At 60.9% G+C, this 15,233-nt stretch carries 14 protein-coding genes; 9 read left to right on the plus strand and 5 right to left on the minus strand.

Going from position 1 to position 15,233, the window contains the following annotated elements:
• Nucleotides 1-23: 23 nt before the first annotated feature.
• The 4 genes from ACE3QM_RS16465 to ACE3QM_RS16480 form a co-directional block, all read right to left on the minus strand.
• Nucleotides 24-1,421 carry a prolyl oligopeptidase family protein gene (locus tag ACE3QM_RS16465; protein WP_374423393.1) on the minus strand — a complete coding sequence of 466 codons (1,398 nt, stop codon included), beginning with the start codon at nt 1,419-1,421 and terminating at the stop codon, nt 24-26.
• Between the two features lie 39 nt (nt 1,422-1,460).
• Nucleotides 1,461-2,102 (minus strand): hypothetical protein, encoded by a 642-nt coding sequence (locus tag ACE3QM_RS16470; protein ID WP_374423396.1) that lies wholly within the window; start codon nt 2,100-2,102, stop codon nt 1,461-1,463.
• A gap of 178 nt (nt 2,103-2,280) precedes the next feature.
• Entirely contained in the window at nt 2,281-2,973 is a 693-nt protein-coding gene (locus tag ACE3QM_RS16475) for a DsbA family protein (protein ID WP_374423398.1), read from the minus strand.
• Nucleotides 2,967-3,833: an MBL fold metallo-hydrolase gene (locus ACE3QM_RS16480; protein ID WP_374423400.1), complete on the minus strand. Its 867-nt coding sequence runs from the start codon at nt 3,831-3,833 to the stop codon at nt 2,967-2,969. Before ACE3QM_RS16480 ends, ACE3QM_RS16475 begins: the two co-directional genes overlap by 7 nt.
• Before the next feature lie 779 nt (nt 3,834-4,612).
• On the opposite strand from ACE3QM_RS16480, the gene ACE3QM_RS16485 reads away from it, so the two are divergent.
• From ACE3QM_RS16485 to ACE3QM_RS16500, 4 genes are read left to right on the plus strand one after another with little or no spacing between them, the layout of a single operon-like run.
• A complete protein-coding gene (locus tag ACE3QM_RS16485; RefSeq protein WP_048407725.1) occupies nt 4,613-5,536 on the plus strand; it encodes a branched-chain amino acid ABC transporter permease in 924 nt (307 codons plus the stop codon).
• A gap of 18 nt (nt 5,537-5,554) precedes the next feature.
• The gene (locus ACE3QM_RS16490) at nt 5,555-6,655 is read left to right on the plus strand and encodes an ABC transporter ATP-binding protein (RefSeq protein WP_048407726.1); all 1,101 of its coding nucleotides are present in this window, start codon (nt 5,555-5,557) and stop codon (nt 6,653-6,655) included.
• A 3-nt stretch (nt 6,656-6,658) separates the two neighbouring features.
• Nucleotides 6,659-7,429, plus strand: coding sequence for an ABC transporter ATP-binding protein (locus ACE3QM_RS16495; protein ID WP_048407727.1), 771 nt, complete (start codon nt 6,659-6,661; stop codon nt 7,427-7,429).
• Entirely contained in the window at nt 7,426-8,136 is a 711-nt protein-coding gene (locus tag ACE3QM_RS16500) for an ABC transporter ATP-binding protein (protein ID WP_048407728.1), read from the plus strand. The genes ACE3QM_RS16495 and ACE3QM_RS16500 overlap by 4 nt, the downstream gene beginning before the upstream one ends.
• A 180-nt stretch (nt 8,137-8,316) precedes the next feature.
• Here ACE3QM_RS16500 and ACE3QM_RS16505 read toward each other — a convergent pair whose 3' ends face one another.
• Entirely contained in the window at nt 8,317-9,210 is an 894-nt protein-coding gene (locus ACE3QM_RS16505; RefSeq protein WP_231460999.1) for a LysR family transcriptional regulator, read from the minus strand.
• A gap of 125 nt (nt 9,211-9,335) precedes the next feature.
• Between ACE3QM_RS16505 and htpX the strand changes: the two genes are divergently transcribed.
• The 5 genes from htpX to ACE3QM_RS16530 all read left to right on the plus strand — a co-directional run bounded on the left by htpX (nt 9,336) and on the right by ACE3QM_RS16530 (nt 15,202).
• Nucleotides 9,336-10,217, plus strand: coding sequence for a protease HtpX (gene htpX, locus ACE3QM_RS16510; RefSeq protein WP_374423404.1), 882 nt, complete (start codon nt 9,336-9,338; stop codon nt 10,215-10,217).
• 101 nt (nt 10,218-10,318) lie between these two features.
• Nucleotides 10,319-11,305, plus strand: coding sequence for a TerC family protein (locus ACE3QM_RS16515; protein WP_374423406.1), 987 nt, complete (start codon nt 10,319-10,321; stop codon nt 11,303-11,305).
• Between the two features lie 158 nt (nt 11,306-11,463).
• A complete protein-coding gene (locus tag ACE3QM_RS16520; RefSeq protein ID WP_048407732.1) occupies nt 11,464-12,183 on the plus strand; it encodes a response regulator in 720 nt (239 codons plus the stop codon).
• Complete coding sequence (locus ACE3QM_RS16525) at nt 12,180-13,628, plus strand: ATP-binding protein (RefSeq protein ID WP_374423409.1); 1,449 nt, start codon at nt 12,180-12,182, stop codon at nt 13,626-13,628. The genes ACE3QM_RS16520 and ACE3QM_RS16525 overlap by 4 nt, the downstream gene beginning before the upstream one ends.
• 494 nt (nt 13,629-14,122) lie before the next feature.
• The gene (locus tag ACE3QM_RS16530; protein ID WP_048407734.1) at nt 14,123-15,202 is read left to right on the plus strand and encodes a porin; all 1,080 of its coding nucleotides are present in this window, start codon (nt 14,123-14,125) and stop codon (nt 15,200-15,202) included.
• Nucleotides 15,203-15,233: the final 31 nt, after the last annotated feature.

Below are 15,233 nucleotides of genomic sequence, written 5' to 3' on the forward strand. Positions count from 1 at the left end.
CGCAGCGGAACGTAAACGGGTTTTTAGCGCAACTGCTGTAGCAGAAAGGCGTATTCCATCGCCGCGATATCGGCTTCCTGCTGATGGTTGGCCGCGGCTCCGTGTCCGCCCTCGGTGCGCTCGAAGTAGCGCACGTCGGCGCCCATCGCCTGCATGGCCGCGTGCATTTTGCGGGCATGGCCGGGGTGCACGCGGTCGTCCAGCGTCGAAGTCATGAACAAGGTGGCTGGGTAGCGCGTGTCCGGCTTCAGATTGTGGTAGGGCGAATAGCGGCGGATAAAGGCCCAGTCTTCCGGCTGGTCGGGGTTGCCGTATTCGTCCATCCAGCTGGCGCCGGCCAGCAGTTGATTGAAGCGGCGCATGTCCAGCAGCGGCACCTGGCAAACCACGGCATTGAACAGTTCCGGGCGCTGGGTCAGCATCACCCCCATCAGCAGGCCGCCGTTGCTGCCGCCCTTGATGCCGAGGTGGCGAGCGTCGGCCACGCCGCGCTTGGCCAGGTCCTCGGCGATGGCGGCGAAGTCGTCGTAGGCGTTCTGCCGCCGCTGCTTGCGCGCCGCCTCATGCCAGGCCGGACCGTATTCGCCGCCGCCGCGGATATTGGCCAGCGCGTAGACGCCGCCGCGTTCCAGCCAGGCCTTGCCCAGCGCGCCGTTGTAGCGCGGGGTCAGCGAGACCTCGAAACCGCCGTAGCCATACAGCAGCGTCGGGTTGGCGCGGTCCAGCTTGAGGTCTTTGCGGCTGATCAGGAAGTAGGGCACCCGGGTGCCGTCGCGCGAGGTGGCGAACCATTGCTGGACGCGGTAAGGGCTGGCGTCGAAAAAGCCGGGCTGCTGTTTCAGCACCTGGCGCTGATCGCTGCCGGCCTCGGCCAAGGCCAGCGTCGGCGGCGTCAGAAAGTCGGTGAAGCTGTAGAAGTACCGGTTGTCGTGGTCGGGATCGACGGCGCTGACTGTGAGGCTGCCGAAGGCCGGCGTGGCCACCGGCCGCGACTGCCAGTGTCCGTCAACGACTTTCCACTCCCGCAGCCGGCTGCTGACATTGTCCAGCGTGGTCAGCAGCAGGCTGTCGCGGGTCGCGGTCTGGTTCGCCAGCGATACGGTGTCGCTAGGTTCGAACAGGGGGCTGAAGTCGCGTGCTCCGGCCAGATAGGCGCGGCTGTCTATCGCCAGCAGCGAGCCGCCGCGCCAGGTTTTATCGCCGATTTTCCAGTCCAGCTTGGGCGTCAGCAGCAGCCAGTCGCCGAAAAAGTCGATGCCGACATGGTCGGGCTTGTCCAGCTTGCGCCACTCCCCGTCCACCAGCAGCCGCGCCTCGGTGCTGAAGAAGGTGGGCGCGCGCGTGATCACATCGTAGCGGCGGCCCTGGGTTTCTATCCGCGCGGCATGCACCGAGACATCGGCGCGCTGGCCTTCGAACACGGTCTGCGCCTGGGCCAGCGGCTGGCCGCGGCGCCAGGTCTAGACGATGCGCGGATAGCCGGAGTCGGTGAGGGAGCCGGGGCCGAAGTCGCTCATCACGTACAGGGTGTCGCGGTCCTGCCAGCTGAGTTCGCTCTTGGCTTCCGGCAGCTGGAAGCCATCCTTGACGAAGGCCTTGGCCGCGGGGTCGAACTCGCGCACCACCGCGGCATCGCCGCCGCCGCGGCTCAAGCGCAGCAGGCAGCGTTCCTGGCTGGGGCGCAGGCAGTCCGCGCCTTGCCATACCCAGTTCTCCTGCTCCTTCTTGGCCAGTTGGTCCAGATCCAGCACGGTTTCCCACTGCGGCGCGGCCTTGCGATATTCATCCAGCGTGGTGCGCCGCCACAGTCCGCGCGGGTGGTCCTTGTCGCGCCAGAAGTTGTAGTAGAGCACGCCTATCTTCTCGATGCCGGGTATGCGGTCATTGGAGTCGAGTATGGACAGCAAGTCCCGGCGTAGCGCGGGGTAGTCGGCCTGCCGGCTCAGATCGGCGCGCGTGCGCGCGTTCTGTTCTCCAACCCAGCTTAGCGCCTGCTTGCCCTGGATGTTTTCCAGCCATAGATAAGGGTCTGTTTCGCCGGCGGCGGCGTGGGCCGCAGTGGCGAGCAGGCTGAGGTAGAGCGCGCATCCCATGATTTTCATCGCTAAAGATTCCCTCTATTTCGGCAAGTCATAATGGTGTGTAGACAATCGATTTGTTCTGGTTTGACCGAATACTGTAGCGTCCGTTAATCCGTTTGTCATCAATGGCCGCGCGGCGGGGAAAAGCAAACGGCGGCCCTCGATGAGGGCCGCCGTGTTTCGGGCTGCTTGTCAGCGTTTAGCAGCCGTCCAGCCCGCACTGCGGCGCTTGGCCGGTTTCGGCGCGGGCGGCGCCGTTTTGCTGTAAATACTGGCGGAACGCTTCCGGCCGGCCCAGGTAGGCGCCCAGGTCCAATTGCTCGAAGCGACCGTCTTGTTCCAGCACGGCGGAAGGGAAGCCGCGCAGTTCCAGCCGGTTCATCAGTTGACGGCTGTGCGCAATATGGGTGGCGCTGCGTTCCAGCGCGGCGGCATAGGCATCGGCGAAGCGCCCGGCATCAGCGCCCAGCTCAGCGGCGATGACGGCGAGCACGGCGGGGTCGGCGATTTCCAGGCCGTGCAGGTAGTGGCCGGCTTGCACGGCGGCCAGCATGCGCTGTGGCGCAATGTCCAGTTTGGGCGCGGCCAGGATGGCGGCGATGGGCGGGGTGGAGTCCAGCCGCGCTTCGCTGCGCAGCAGGCCTTCATAATAGGCGTCGCCGAAGGGCTGACCGCTGATAGCGGCGATGCGGCAATCATGCGGCATCACATAGCCGCGCCATTCCATGTTCACGCGGCGGTTGTGCGGCGCGCTGAGCATGCCGCCGCCGTGCAGCAGCAGTTCGATTTCCGGCAAGTCCGCCGCGGCCAGCAGCAGCGGCGAGGCGCCATAGCACCAGCCGCACAGCGGGTCGTAAAAATAGTGCAGCCGGAGCGGGGCGACGCTTACCATTTCATTTCGCCCTTGTTGACCTTGGCGCCGATGTCCAGCGACATGTCCTCGCCCGCCTGCGGAAATTCCCGTTTCATCGCCGCGATCAGTTCGCCGCTATTTGCCGAGGTAGCCAGATTGGCTTCGAAGCGTTGCAGATACAGGCGGGTGAAGCGTACGGCGCTCAGGTCGGTCTTGTCGCCGGCCTGCATGTGGCCGGGCACCACGGTGGCCGGTTTCAGCGCTTCCATTTCATCCAGTTGCTTGATCCAGGCCTGGCGTTCCGCCTTGCTTTGGGTGTCCGCGGTCCAGACATGCATGCTGGCGCCGGTGACGCCAACATTGCCGACAATCGCGCGAATGGACGGAATCCACACATAGCCGCGGTGCGCCAGCACGCCGCGCGCGCCCTTGATTTCCAGCGCCTGACCTTCCAGTTCCAGGCGATCTCCTTTCAGCTCTTCCGGGAGCAGCGCGGTGGTTGGCGCGTTGTCGCCCATCTTGGGACCCCAATAGGCCTGCTTGCCCTGGATATTGGCCTTGATCTTGGCCAGGGTGGGGCCGTTGCTGAGCACGGCCGCGCGCGGGAAGATTTTCTTCAGTTCGGCTGCGCCGAAGTAGTAGTCGGGATCGGCCTGGCTGATATAGATGGCTTTCAACTGCTTGCCGCTGTCCAGCACCTTGGCGGCGATGCGATAGGCGTCGGCGCGGGTGAAACCGGTATCGATCAGGATGGCGTCTTTGGCGCCGCTGACCAGCACCGAACTGACATTGAAGCTATTGCCGTCGGCATTGTAGATGGATAGTTGCAGCGGTTCTGCGGCGTGACTGGCGGCGGCGCTCAGCGCCAGCGCGCCGGCGATCAGGGTTGGGCGGAACATCGTGTCATTCTCCATGAAGCCCGCGCCTGCAGCAGGCCGGGAGGGGGTATCGAGGCCTCACTATAGCGGCTGCGCGTTATCATGATAAACCATCTAAATCGTACTAGATTGTTGCTTGAAACGATCAAGTGAAGTGAAGGCGCGCTTGATGGCAGCGATGTGGGTGCTGCCGGCTCTGCTTTTGCGGGAGGGGCGTGCAGACTGTTACAGCCAAGAGCAAGCGGATCGACTATGTTTCAGCCATAAAAGGGCTAGAGTTGAAATGTCGGATGGGCGCGTTTGGATGGCCTCGTTCTTGCTTGATGCGCAAGCGTGTCGGCATTGCCTATTTTGCCTTGCGCATGTTTTAAATTTAGGAGATTGTATTCATTCGAATCGCGGGCGCGCTTGAATGTTGCAATTCGAATTATTTGATTATTGTCTTTTCGAAAGTGAACATGGTTTGCGTCGGAGCATGATCAAAATCTGAAAAACGGCTTACTGACTGAGGGTTTTTCTTTATCCAAAGAAATTCAAAAGTTCTTTGGGTGTCAATCGCGTATTTTCATAAAAAACACAATAAAATCAAATGCTTGTGTTTGTGTTAAATGAGCTTGATTTTGTGCCGTTTTAACCAATCTTTAAGATTGACAGTCGCTTGAATACGCCTCCATAATCCGTTCGCCTGTCTGACAGAATCCAAATAATCAAGGCTCGTCCGGGCACTAAGAACAGGCAGCAGCCATAAGAGGGGAAGCCCCGCAAGCTGTCGGTCGTCAATACAAAGGAGATCTCCCAACGTGGACATTTTTCTGCAACAAATCCTGAACGGTCTCGTTCTGGGTAGCATTTATGCGCTCATCGCATTGGGCTACACCATGGTGTACGGGATCATGGGGCTCATCAACTTTGCCCACGGCGAAGTGGTGATGTTCGGCGCCATGGTCACCATCTCCGTCATCAACGCCTTGTCCGGCACCGGCTTGCCCGGCCCGGCCCTGGTGTTGATCGGTCTGCTGGTGGCGATTGTCGCCTGCATGCTGCTAGGCTTCACCGTCGAGCGCATCGCCTACCGCCCGCTGCGCGGCAAGCAAAGGCTGGCTCCGCTGATCACCGCGATCGGCCTGTCCATCGTGCTGCAACAGGTGGCCATCCTGATCTGGGGACGCAACTATATTCCGTTTCCGCAAATCCTTGACCACGACGTGGTGTCCTTCTTCGGCGCCAGCATCACCAAGCTGCAGATCACCATCATCGTGCTGTGCCTGGTGATCATGGCCGGTCTGTTGCTGATGGTGGAACGCACCAAACTGGGCCGCGCGATGCGCGCCACCAGCCAGAACCCGGCGGTGGCCGGCCTGATGGGCGTCAACGTCAACACCATCATCTCCGCCACCTTCGTCATCGGTTCCGGCCTGGGCGCGGTGGCTGGCGTGATGGTCGCCACCAACTATGAGCAGGCCCATTACTACATGGGCTTCATGATTGGCCTGAAGGCCTTTACCGCGGCGGTGCTCGGCGGCATCGGCAATCTGGGCGGCGCGGTGGCCGGCGGCTTGCTGCTGGGCATCATCGAAAGCCTGGGCGCCGGCTATATCGGCACATTGACCGGTGGCTTCCTCGGCTCCAACTATCAGGACATCATCGCCTTCATGGTGCTGATCCTGGTGCTGATTTTCCGTCCGTCCGGCTTGCTGGGCGAAAAGATGGCCGATCGTGCCTGATCCCGGAGCAGACATATCATGACCATGGCACTCAATATCAATAAGATGGACACCGGCAAGAAAGTCGGCCTGTTCGTGCTGTCCGCGGTGGCGCTGGCGGTGCTGCCCTTCCTGGTGGGCGGCGTGCTGGGCAATTCCTGGGTCCGCATCGTCGACTTCGCCTTGCTCTACGTGATGCTGGCGCTGGGCCTCAACATCGTGGTGGGCTTTGCCGGCTTGCTGGATCTGGGCTTCATCGCCTTCTACGCGGTGGGCGCTTACGCTTTCGCCTTGCTGGGTTCTCCGCACTTTGGCCTGCATCTGCCGTTCTACATCAGTATTCCGCTGGGCGCGGTGCTGGCCGCTTTCTGCGGCATTCTGCTGGGCACGCCGGTGTTGCGGCTCAAGGGCGACTACCTAGCCATCGTGACGCTGGGCTTCGGGGAGATCGTGCGCATCTTCATGAACAACCTGAACACCCCGGTCAACATCACCAACGGTCCGCAGGGCATCAACCTGATCGACCCGATCAAGGTGGGCGGCGTGTCCTTGGGCGATACCATGGAGTTGTTCGGCCTCAGCTTTCACAGCGTCTACCTTTACTACTACCTGTTCCTGGTGCTGACCGTGGGCGTGGTGATCATGGCCTGGCGCTTGCAGCATTCGCGCATCGGCCGCGCCTGGGTGGCCCTGCGCGAGGATGACATCGCCGCCGCGGCGATGGGCATCAATATCCGCAATATCAAGCTGCTGGCCTTTGCGCTGGGCGCCTTGTCCGGCGGCGTGGCCGGCGGCCTGTTCGCCTCGTTCCAGGGCTTCGTGTCGCCGGAATCGTTCAGCCTGCTGGAATCCATCATGATTCTGGCGATGATCGTGCTGGGCGGCATGGGGCATATCCCGGGGGTGATCCTGGGAGCGGTGGTGCTGACCATCGCGCCGGAAATCCTGCGCGACGTGATCGGCCCGTTGCAGATGAAAACCTTCGGCAAAATGCTGATCGATCCGGAAAACGCCCGCATGCTGTTGTTCGGCCTGGCGATGGTGGTGATGATGCTGGTGCGGCCCGAAGGCATGTGGCCGTCCAAGCGTCGCAAAGCCGAGTTCCGTGACGATAGAGAAACCGCTGGGCAGAAAGGTTGAGCCATGGCTGAAGTTTTGCTGAAGATAGAAGGCATCCATAAACGCTTTGGCGGCCTGCACGCGCTCAACAATGTGGCGCTGACCATCAACAAGGGCGAGATTTACGGCCTGATCGGCCCCAATGGCGCGGGCAAGACCACGCTGTTCAATGTGCTGACCGGCCTGTATGTGCCGGACGAGGGCGCGTTCGAGTTCGACGGCCACAATCTGTTCCAGCAGAAACCGCACGTGGTGGTGGCCGCCGGCATCGCCCGCACCTTCCAGAACATTCGTCTGTTCGCCGAAATGACGGCGCTGGAAAACGTGATGGTGGGGCGTCACATCCGTTCCAAGGCCGGCGCGCTGGGCGCGGTGCTGCGCGACCGCCGCACCATGGCGGAGGAGAGGTCCATCACCGACAAGGCGTGGGAGTTGCTGGAGTATGTCGGCATCGCCGATGTCGCTCATGAGCGCGCCCGCAACCTGTCCTATGGCCATCAGCGCCGTCTGGAAATCGCCCGCGCGCTGGCCACCGAGCCCAAGCTGCTGGCGCTGGACGAGCCGGCTGCCGGCATGAATCCGCGCGAAACCGAAGAGTTGAAAGCCCTGATGTCCAAGATTCGGGACGGCGGCGTGACCGTGCTGCTGATCGAGCACGACGTCAAGCTGATGATGGGCTTGTGCGACCGCATCGCGGTGCTGGACTACGGCAAGAAGATTGCCGAGGGCGTGCCGGAAGAAGTGCGCAAAAACCCGAAAGTGATTGAGGCCTACCTGGGAGCGGCACACGCATGAGCATTCTGGAAGTCAAAAACCTGCAAGTGGCCTATGGTGGCATTCAGGCGGTCAAGGGCATCGATTTTCACATCGAACAGGGCGAGCTGGTGACCCTGATCGGCGCCAACGGCGCCGGCAAGACCACCACGCTGAAAACCCTGGTGGGCATGGTGAAGAAATCCGGCGGCAGCATCCAGTACGACGGCAAGGATATCGCCAGTATTGCACCGCACAACTTCGTGCGTCATGGCTTGGCCATGGTGCCGGAAGGCCGTGGCATCTTCGCCAAGCTGACGGTGGAGGAGAATCTGCTGATGGGTGCTTATTATCGCGACGACAAGGCCGCGATCCTGAGCGAAGCCGAGCGGGTGTACGAGCTGTTTCCGCGCTTGAAGGAGCGACAGAAGCAATTGGCCGGCACCCTGTCCGGCGGCGAGCAGCAGATGGTGGCGATGGGCCGCGCGATGCTGTCCAAGCCCAAGCTGTTGTTGCTGGATGAACCGTCCATGGGCCTGGCGCCCATCATCGTGGAAAAGATCTTCGAGATCATCCAGATGGTGGCCAAGGAGGGCGTCACCATGCTGCTGGTGGAGCAGAACGCCAAGCTGGCGCTGGAAGTGTCGCAACGTGGCTATGTGATGGAAAGCGGTCGCATCACCATGAGCGGCCCGGCCAAGGATCTGCTGAACGACGAACGGGTGCGCAACGCTTATCTGGGCGAGTAATCCAGCGCCGCGTCGTCAAACCCCGGACTGGTCCGGGGTTTTTGCTTTTAGAGCCTGCTCAATGTCTGCTGCGTATCGGCGGAATTTTAGGCAAGGGCGTTGAAAGCGGCTTCGAAATGCTTATGTAGCATTCGTACATGCCGCTTTCTCAGCCATAAGGTCTTGTCTCGTTTGAACGGCTCAGAGCGGGGCTGCCTCGATGGCGGCCTGCAGCATGGCCTGTACGCCTGGATGCTGCAGCCGACGGCGGTTGGCAATGGCGTAATAATGCTCCCAGACGCCGTCGATCTCGCCCAGCGCCTGCGGCATGTGCGCGTCGCCGCCGGTATGGGCGGTGGAGGGGAACAGGCCGAAGCCCTGGCGGCCGAAGGCGTCGAGCAAGGCGCCGTCGTCGAACTCGGCGACGATGTCCGGCTTGATGCGGCGTTCTTCGAACCATTGGTCCAACTGGCTGCGTAGCACATGATGGCGGCTGGGCAGCAATATGGGCGCCTGATTGAGGCTGTCGGGAAAGCCGGCGGCGTAGCGCTGCCACAGCGCGGCCGCGCCGGCTATCATCACCGGGCTGCGCATCAGCAGCCAGGACTGAAACGCCTGGGTGCCGCCGGCGGGCAGCGGCCGATCGGCCAGCACCACATCCAGCCGGTGACGGGTCAGATCGGCCAGCAGTTCGTCGAAATCGCCTTCGCCGCATTGTAGCCTGACCTTGGCATCCAGCCTCAGCGCCGGTTCCAGTAGTTGCAGCGCGATGGTTTTGGGCAGTACGTCCGAGATTCCGGCCGCCAGGCGGATGGTTTTATCCAGTTGGGCGTCTTCCAGCGTTTCCTGTAGTTCCTCCCCCAGCATGAAAATCTGGTCGGCGTAGCGCAGCGCCACGTGGCCGGCCTCGGTCAGAACCAGCTGGCGTCCTTGTTGTCGGAACAAGGTTCGCTCCAGGCTCTGCTCCAGCCGTGAAATCTGGCCGCTGACGGTCTGGGTGCTGACCCCCAGCTGTTCAGCAGCCCGGGTGACGCCGCCGGCATGGGCGACCGCCCAAAAATAATGCAGATGCTTGAAGTTGATCTGTTCGGACATGATTGTTCGAAAAAACTTGATGTATTTTCTGATTATATTTGATTTTTTCTGTGGAATGCAGCGTCTAGAATGCACTGTGTCGGGCGTTCCGCGGAATGTCGTCGAATTAAACAAGGGCCAACACCATGAAACGAGTCATCCTATTAATCGCCACCAACATCGCCGTGATGGTGGTGCTGAGCATTGTGGCCAGCTTGTTGGGGCTGAACCGCTTCATGACTGGCAATGGCCTGAACCTGGGCACGCTGCTGGGCTTCGCCGCGGTGATGGGCTTCGGCGGCGCCTTCATCTCGCTGATGTTGTCCAAGACCATGGCCAAGTGGAGCACCGGCGCGCGGGTGATCGAAACTCCGAGCAATGAGACCGAGCGCTGGTTGGTGCATACCGTGCAGAAGCTGGCCAGCCGCGCCAATCTGCCGATGCCGGAGGTCGCGGTGTACGAGGGTGAGCCGAATGCCTTCGCCACCGGCCCGAGCAAGTCCAATTCGCTGGTGGCGGTGTCCACCGGCCTGCTGGCCTCGATGACGGAAGAAGAAGTGGAAGCGGTGCTGGCGCACGAAGTCGCCCATATCCAGAACGGCGATATGGTGACGCTGACGCTGATTCAGGGCGTGGTCAACACCTTCGTGTTCTTCCTGGCGCGCGTGGTCGGTTATCTGGTGGACAGTTTTCTGCGCCGCAATGACGAACAGTCCAGCGGCCCGGGCATAGGCTATATGGTCACCGTCATCGTCTGTGAGATCGTGTTCGGCATCCTGGCCTCGGCCATCGTGATGTACTTCTCGCGTCAGCGTGAATTCCGCGCCGACGCTGGCGCGGCGACCCTGCTGGGCGGCGCGCGCCCCATGGTCAACGCCTTGCGCCGCCTTGGCGGCGGCGTCGCCGGCGACCTGCCGCAGAATATGGTGGCTTCAGGCATCTCCGGCGGGCGCGGTGGCCTGATGGCGCTGTTCTCCAGCCATCCCAGCATCGAGGAGCGCATCGGCGCGCTGGAACACGGTCGTTAAGTCTTGATTCGCCGTCGCGATAGCGGCGGCGGATGGTTTGAATTCAGGCCCCGGGGCGGTTTGCTCGGCCCGGGGCCTTTCTGTTGCCAAAAGGAATGCGTATGGAATGGTTGAGCGCCGGTTTTGCCGGCTATCCTTTGTGGGTGTGGCTGATGTTCATGGCCATTGTGCTGGCGCTGCTGGCTTTTGACCTGGGCGTTTTGCACAAGGAAGAAAAAGAGATCGGGGTCAAGGAAAGCCTGATGCTGTCGGCTTTCTACATCGGCGTCGGCCTGGCCTTCGGCGGCTGGATCTGGTGGTATCAGGGCGCGGATGCCGGCATGCAGTATCTGACCGGCTACGTGGTGGAGAAGTCGCTGTCCATGGACAATGTCTTCGTGATGTCCCTGATCTTCTCCAGCCTGGCGGTGCCGCGGCTATACCAGCACCGCGTGCTGTTTTGGGGGATTCTCGGCGTCATCGTGATGCGGGCGCTGATGATAGGCCTGGGCGCGGCGCTGGTGGCGGAGTTCCAGTGGGTGCTGGTGCTGTTCGGCCTGTTCCTCATCGTTACCGGGGTCAAGATGCTGTTCTCCGATGACGAACACGCGCCTATCCAGGAAAACCGCATGTACCAGTGGTTGCGTGGTCATCTGCGGCTGACGCCGGATTTGCACGGCAAGCACTTCCTGGTGCGCGGCGAGGCGCACGGCCTGGCGCGTGGATGGTGGGCGACGCCACTGTTGCTGGCGCTGATCATGGTGGAGAGCGCCGACCTGGTGTTCGCGGTGGACAGCATTCCGGCCATTTTTGCCATCACTCAGGACCCGTTCCTGGTGTACACCTCCAATATCTTCGCGATTCTGGGCCTGCGCGCGCTGTACTTCGCGCTGGCGGCGATGGTGCATCGCTTCCATTACCTCAAGTACGCCTTGTCGCTGGTGCTGGTGCTGATCGGCATCAAGGTGGGGCTGGTGTTCTTCAACGATGTGGGTTGGGTGAGCTTCAAGATTCCCACCGCCTGGTCCCTGGCGGCGACGTTGGGCCTGTTGCTGGCCGGCGTGCTGTACTCGCTGCACAAGACGCGGGATCAGAACCCCAACGATTGAAAGACGGTCTAGCCGCCTTTTGCCGGCCCGGCGCGCTTGCGTCGGGCCGTTTTTTGTAAACCCGGTGTAAACCCAGGCTATTTCGCCACGATTTCTCCATGGCTCCCGCGGGTGGGCGCGGTATCCTAATAATAAAGCCGCAATGGAGATGAGCTGTTATGACTGTCGATTTACCAAGACTGCTGGTGGTGGATGACGATCCGGACTTGCGCGAACTGCTGTGCGAATATCTGGGCAAGCAAGGTTTCGCCGTGGATGCCGTCGGTGACGGCCAGGCGATGCAACAGGCGATCGCCGCGCAAAACTACAATATGTTGATCCTGGACCTGATGCTGCCGGGCGAGGATGGCCTGACTCTGTGCCGCAATCTGCGCGAGCGCTCTTGCATGCCCATACTGATGCTGACCGCGCGTGGCGATGAGCTGGATCGCATCATCGGTCTGGAAATGGGGGCCGACGATTATCTGACCAAGCCGTTCAGCCCGCGCGAGTTGTTGGCCAGGATCAAGAGCATTCTGCGGCGGGTATCGGATCAGCCGGCGAATGCCGCCAGCGTGCGCCGGCTGCGTTTCGCCGGCTGGACGCTGGATCTGGGCGCCCAGCACCTGCTGGACGAGGCCGGCGTGGTCACGCCGCTGTCCGGCGGCGAGTTCAAGCTGCTGCAGGCCCTGGCGGAGCACGCCAACGCGGTGATGTCGCGCGATCAGTTGATGGAAGCGATGAATGGCAAGGAGGCCGGGCCCTTCGACCGCACCGTGGATGTGATGATAGGCCGGGTGCGCCGCCGCCTGGGCGAGGACGCGCGCGAGCCGGCCTTGTTGAAGACCATACGCAGCGGCGGCTATATGCTGGCCTGCGAGGTGGAAGCCTTGCGATGAAGTGGTTGCCGCGCACGCTTTACGGCCAGATCCTGCTGACCCTGGTTGGCGGGTTGCTGTTGGCCAACGCCTTGGGCATCTACTTCATCCTCAGCGACCGCGACCGGCTCAGCAATTCCTTGCGGGTGCAATACACCGCTCAGCATATCGCCGACATCGTCAATCTATTGGACGAGTGTCCCAGCAATTATCGCGAACAAGTGATTTCCACGTTGAATCAGCCGACGCTGCTGGTGCGCATGGACCGGTTTTGGGAATCGCAGGACCAGCCTCTGAGCCTGCATGGGCGTTCGTTTCAGCAATTGATCAGGCGCGACCTGATCAAGCCCTATCCGCTGCAAGTGCTGTCCAAGCAGCAAGACTCGTCGGCAGGCGGGCGGGCCACCTGGATGGACCATGCCGGGGCCGGCCTGCAGAGTTTCTCGCCCACGCGCGAGGCCGGCGCCGCCGGCTCCATCGTCAGCGAAGAATTGAGCGCGCTGGGGCCGCTGGCTGAATTCAAGACGCATCTGGCCACGGTGCAAGCCAGGTTGAGCGACGGCACGATCTTGACCTTCAACGCTTCGCGGCCGATCTCCCTGGCGGATCAGCCGGCCCGCATCCTGGCCTGGATGCTGCTGGTGGCCTTGACCGCCGCGTTGCTGGGGGCGTGGGCGGTACGGCAATTGATCCGGCCGCTGGACCTGTTCTCGCGCGCGGCTCGAGGCTTGGCCAGCAATCTAAACCAGAAACCATTGCCGGAGACCGGCTCCGAGGAAGTGGCGGAGGCGGCCAGGACCTTCAATCGCATGCAGACCGAGTTGCAGCGTCTGCTGAAAACCCGCAGTCAGATGCTGGCGGGAGTGTCGCATGATCTGCGCTTGCCGATCACCCGCATTCGCCTGCGTCTGGAAGGATTGGAAGAGTCCGCGGAGAAACAGGCGATCGAGCGCGACTTGTTGGAAATGGACCAGCTGATCAATGACTCGTTGACCTATCTGCGCGGCGGCTGCGGCAGCGAGGGCGTGGTGAAGCTCAATCTCAACGCCTTGCTGGAGAGCGTGGTGGAAGACATGGAGGCCCTGGGCTCCAATATTCAGCTACACAGCGAGCCGGCGCCGCCGGTGATGGGCAAGGTCAGCGCGCTGCGCCGCTGCCTGGGCAATCTGCTGGAGAATGCGCGCCGTTATGGCGGCGATGCGATCGAGGTCAGCCTGCGGCAACGGGCGGAATGCGTCGAGGTGAAGATCCAGGACAATGGGCCGGGCATTGCCGAGGCCGATCTGGAACGGGTGATGGAGCCTTATGTGCGGCTGGAAGGGTCGCGCGCGCGTCATACCGGCGGCAGCGGGCTGGGGCTGGCGATTGCCCGCGCCATCGCGCGCGACCATGGCGGGAACTTGGTATTGAGCAACCGTCCGCAAGGGGGCTTGTGTGTGCAGCTGAGCTTGCCTCTGCGGAGTTGATTGGGGCTGGGTGTCGAAAAAAGCCGCGATAGCGGCTTTTTTTTGTTCCCGGCTTTGGGTGTGGCGATGTTGCCGCATTGTGTGTCACTGAGGCGGTGGCCGCAGATATTCTTAAATATTGGGATGTATTCACACTCTATTTACAATATAAGGCTATTGTAAATGGACATTTACAAAGTGATCGATTACAATCGTGTTCAGAATTCACTGATTCCAGATTCTTTTTCGATTCTCTGAATTCGAGTCAAGTCTATCCAATCTTTGCCCGCCGCGAGCGGGCTTTTTTTTGCTCAAATGCTTGCAGTTAATGGATTTTAACAATTGTGAGCTGCAACTTTCCTGCTGCGTTACAGTCTGATTGCCTGATGTTATCTGTTGTTTTTTTGACACGACCTGTTGTTTAATGACCACAAGTTAGCAAGCCTAGTTGCAAATGTGAAACACAGGAACTAGTATTCGCTCACTTCCTAAGTAAACAGAAGGATAGCCAAATCATGAAAAAAAGTCTGATCGCCCTGATGGTTGCCACCCTGCCGGCAGCCGCTTTCGCCGATGTAACCGTATTCGGCACCATCAAAGGCGGCGTTGAATACGTCGACAGCAACAACGCTACCAAGCAAACCAATATCGATGATCTGGGCTCGCGCCTGGGTTTCAAAGGCAATGAAGACCTGGGCAACGGTCTGAAGGCCATCTGGCAAGTTGAAACCGGCTTCGGCATCGACGGCCAAAGCCGCACCGGCGACAGCAGCGGCACTTTCGCCAGCCGCGAATCCTTCGTTGGCCTGTCCTCCAACTTCGGTACTTTCCGTCTGGGCCACCTGTCCACCTACGGCGAGTCCGACATGGCTCAGGTTAACCCGTGGGAAAGCAGCAGCAACGCGCTGCAACTGAACGCCTTCACCCGCGACGACGGCTATGTTAAGAACGCCGTGCGTTTCGACACCCCGGAATTCTCTGGCTTCAAGGCTGCCTTCCTGTACGGCACCAAAGAGAACAAGCAAGCTGTTGGCAACACCAACGGCGCCGACCGTGAAATGTACAACCTGGGCCTGTCCTACGAGAACAGCGGCTTCTTCGGCAAGTACCAGTTCATCCACGAAAGCCCGATTGCCGTTGCAGTTGACGCTGGCAGCAAGGCCAACAACAAGCACCGCATCGAAGCTGGCTACAACGCCAACAATATCTTCGTGGCGCTGGGCTACCGCAATGACAAGGGTGACTACTCCGTTACCCCGTACAGCTTCCTGAACAAGGGTGCTTCCGACGTCGTGATCAACGATGGCCGTAAGTACGAATCGCAAGAATACGCGCTGACCGCTGGTTACCAGATCGGCGCCTTCATGCCCAAGTTCACCTACGCTCAGGGCAAAGACTACAAAGTTGACGGCGCTACCCAAGACAACACCGGCTACAAGCAGTACCTGCTGGGTGTTGACTACAGCCTGTCCAAGCGCACCGTGGTTGGCGCTCAGTACGGCGAAATCAAGGCTGACAGCGCGTTCCTGAACAGCAACGGCCAGAACACCGACAAGGTTAAGGCCTTCGGTCTGAACGTCGTACACAAGTTCTAAGCGTTACGGGCTAGACGTAAAGCTGCGAACA

Origin of the sequence: Chromobacterium sp. (assembly GCF_041912965.1) — a bacterium.
Classification (GTDB): Bacteria; Pseudomonadota; Gammaproteobacteria; order Burkholderiales; family Chromobacteriaceae; genus Chromobacterium; species Chromobacterium aquaticum.

Excerpts from the sequence above, each read along its gene's own strand:
- ACE3QM_RS16470 (WP_374423396.1), bottom strand. The coding sequence starts at position 2,102 with ATGAAAATCATGGGATGCGCGCTCTACCTCAGCCTGCTCGCCACTGCG.
- ACE3QM_RS16475 (WP_374423398.1), bottom strand. The coding sequence starts at position 2,973 with ATGGTAAGCGTCGCCCCGCTCCGGCTGCACTATTTTTACGACCCGCTG.
- ACE3QM_RS16480 (WP_374423400.1), bottom strand. The coding sequence starts at position 3,833 with ATGTTCCGCCCAACCCTGATCGCCGGCGCGCTGGCGCTGAGCGCCGCC.
- ACE3QM_RS16490 (WP_048407726.1), top strand. The coding sequence starts at position 5,555 with ATGACCATGGCACTCAATATCAATAAGATGGACACCGGCAAGAAAGTC.
- ACE3QM_RS16495 (WP_048407727.1), top strand. The coding sequence starts at position 6,659 with ATGGCTGAAGTTTTGCTGAAGATAGAAGGCATCCATAAACGCTTTGGC.
- ACE3QM_RS16500 (WP_048407728.1), top strand. The coding sequence starts at position 7,426 with ATGAGCATTCTGGAAGTCAAAAACCTGCAAGTGGCCTATGGTGGCATT.
- ACE3QM_RS16505 (WP_231460999.1), bottom strand. The coding sequence starts at position 9,210 with ATGTCCGAACAGATCAACTTCAAGCATCTGCATTATTTTTGGGCGGTC.
- htpX (WP_374423404.1), top strand. The coding sequence starts at position 9,336 with ATGAAACGAGTCATCCTATTAATCGCCACCAACATCGCCGTGATGGTG.
- ACE3QM_RS16515 (WP_374423406.1), top strand. The coding sequence starts at position 10,319 with ATGGAATGGTTGAGCGCCGGTTTTGCCGGCTATCCTTTGTGGGTGTGG.
- ACE3QM_RS16520 (WP_048407732.1), top strand. The coding sequence starts at position 11,464 with ATGACTGTCGATTTACCAAGACTGCTGGTGGTGGATGACGATCCGGAC.
- ACE3QM_RS16525 (WP_374423409.1), top strand. The coding sequence starts at position 12,180 with ATGAAGTGGTTGCCGCGCACGCTTTACGGCCAGATCCTGCTGACCCTG.
- ACE3QM_RS16530 (WP_048407734.1), top strand. The coding sequence starts at position 14,123 with ATGAAAAAAAGTCTGATCGCCCTGATGGTTGCCACCCTGCCGGCAGCC.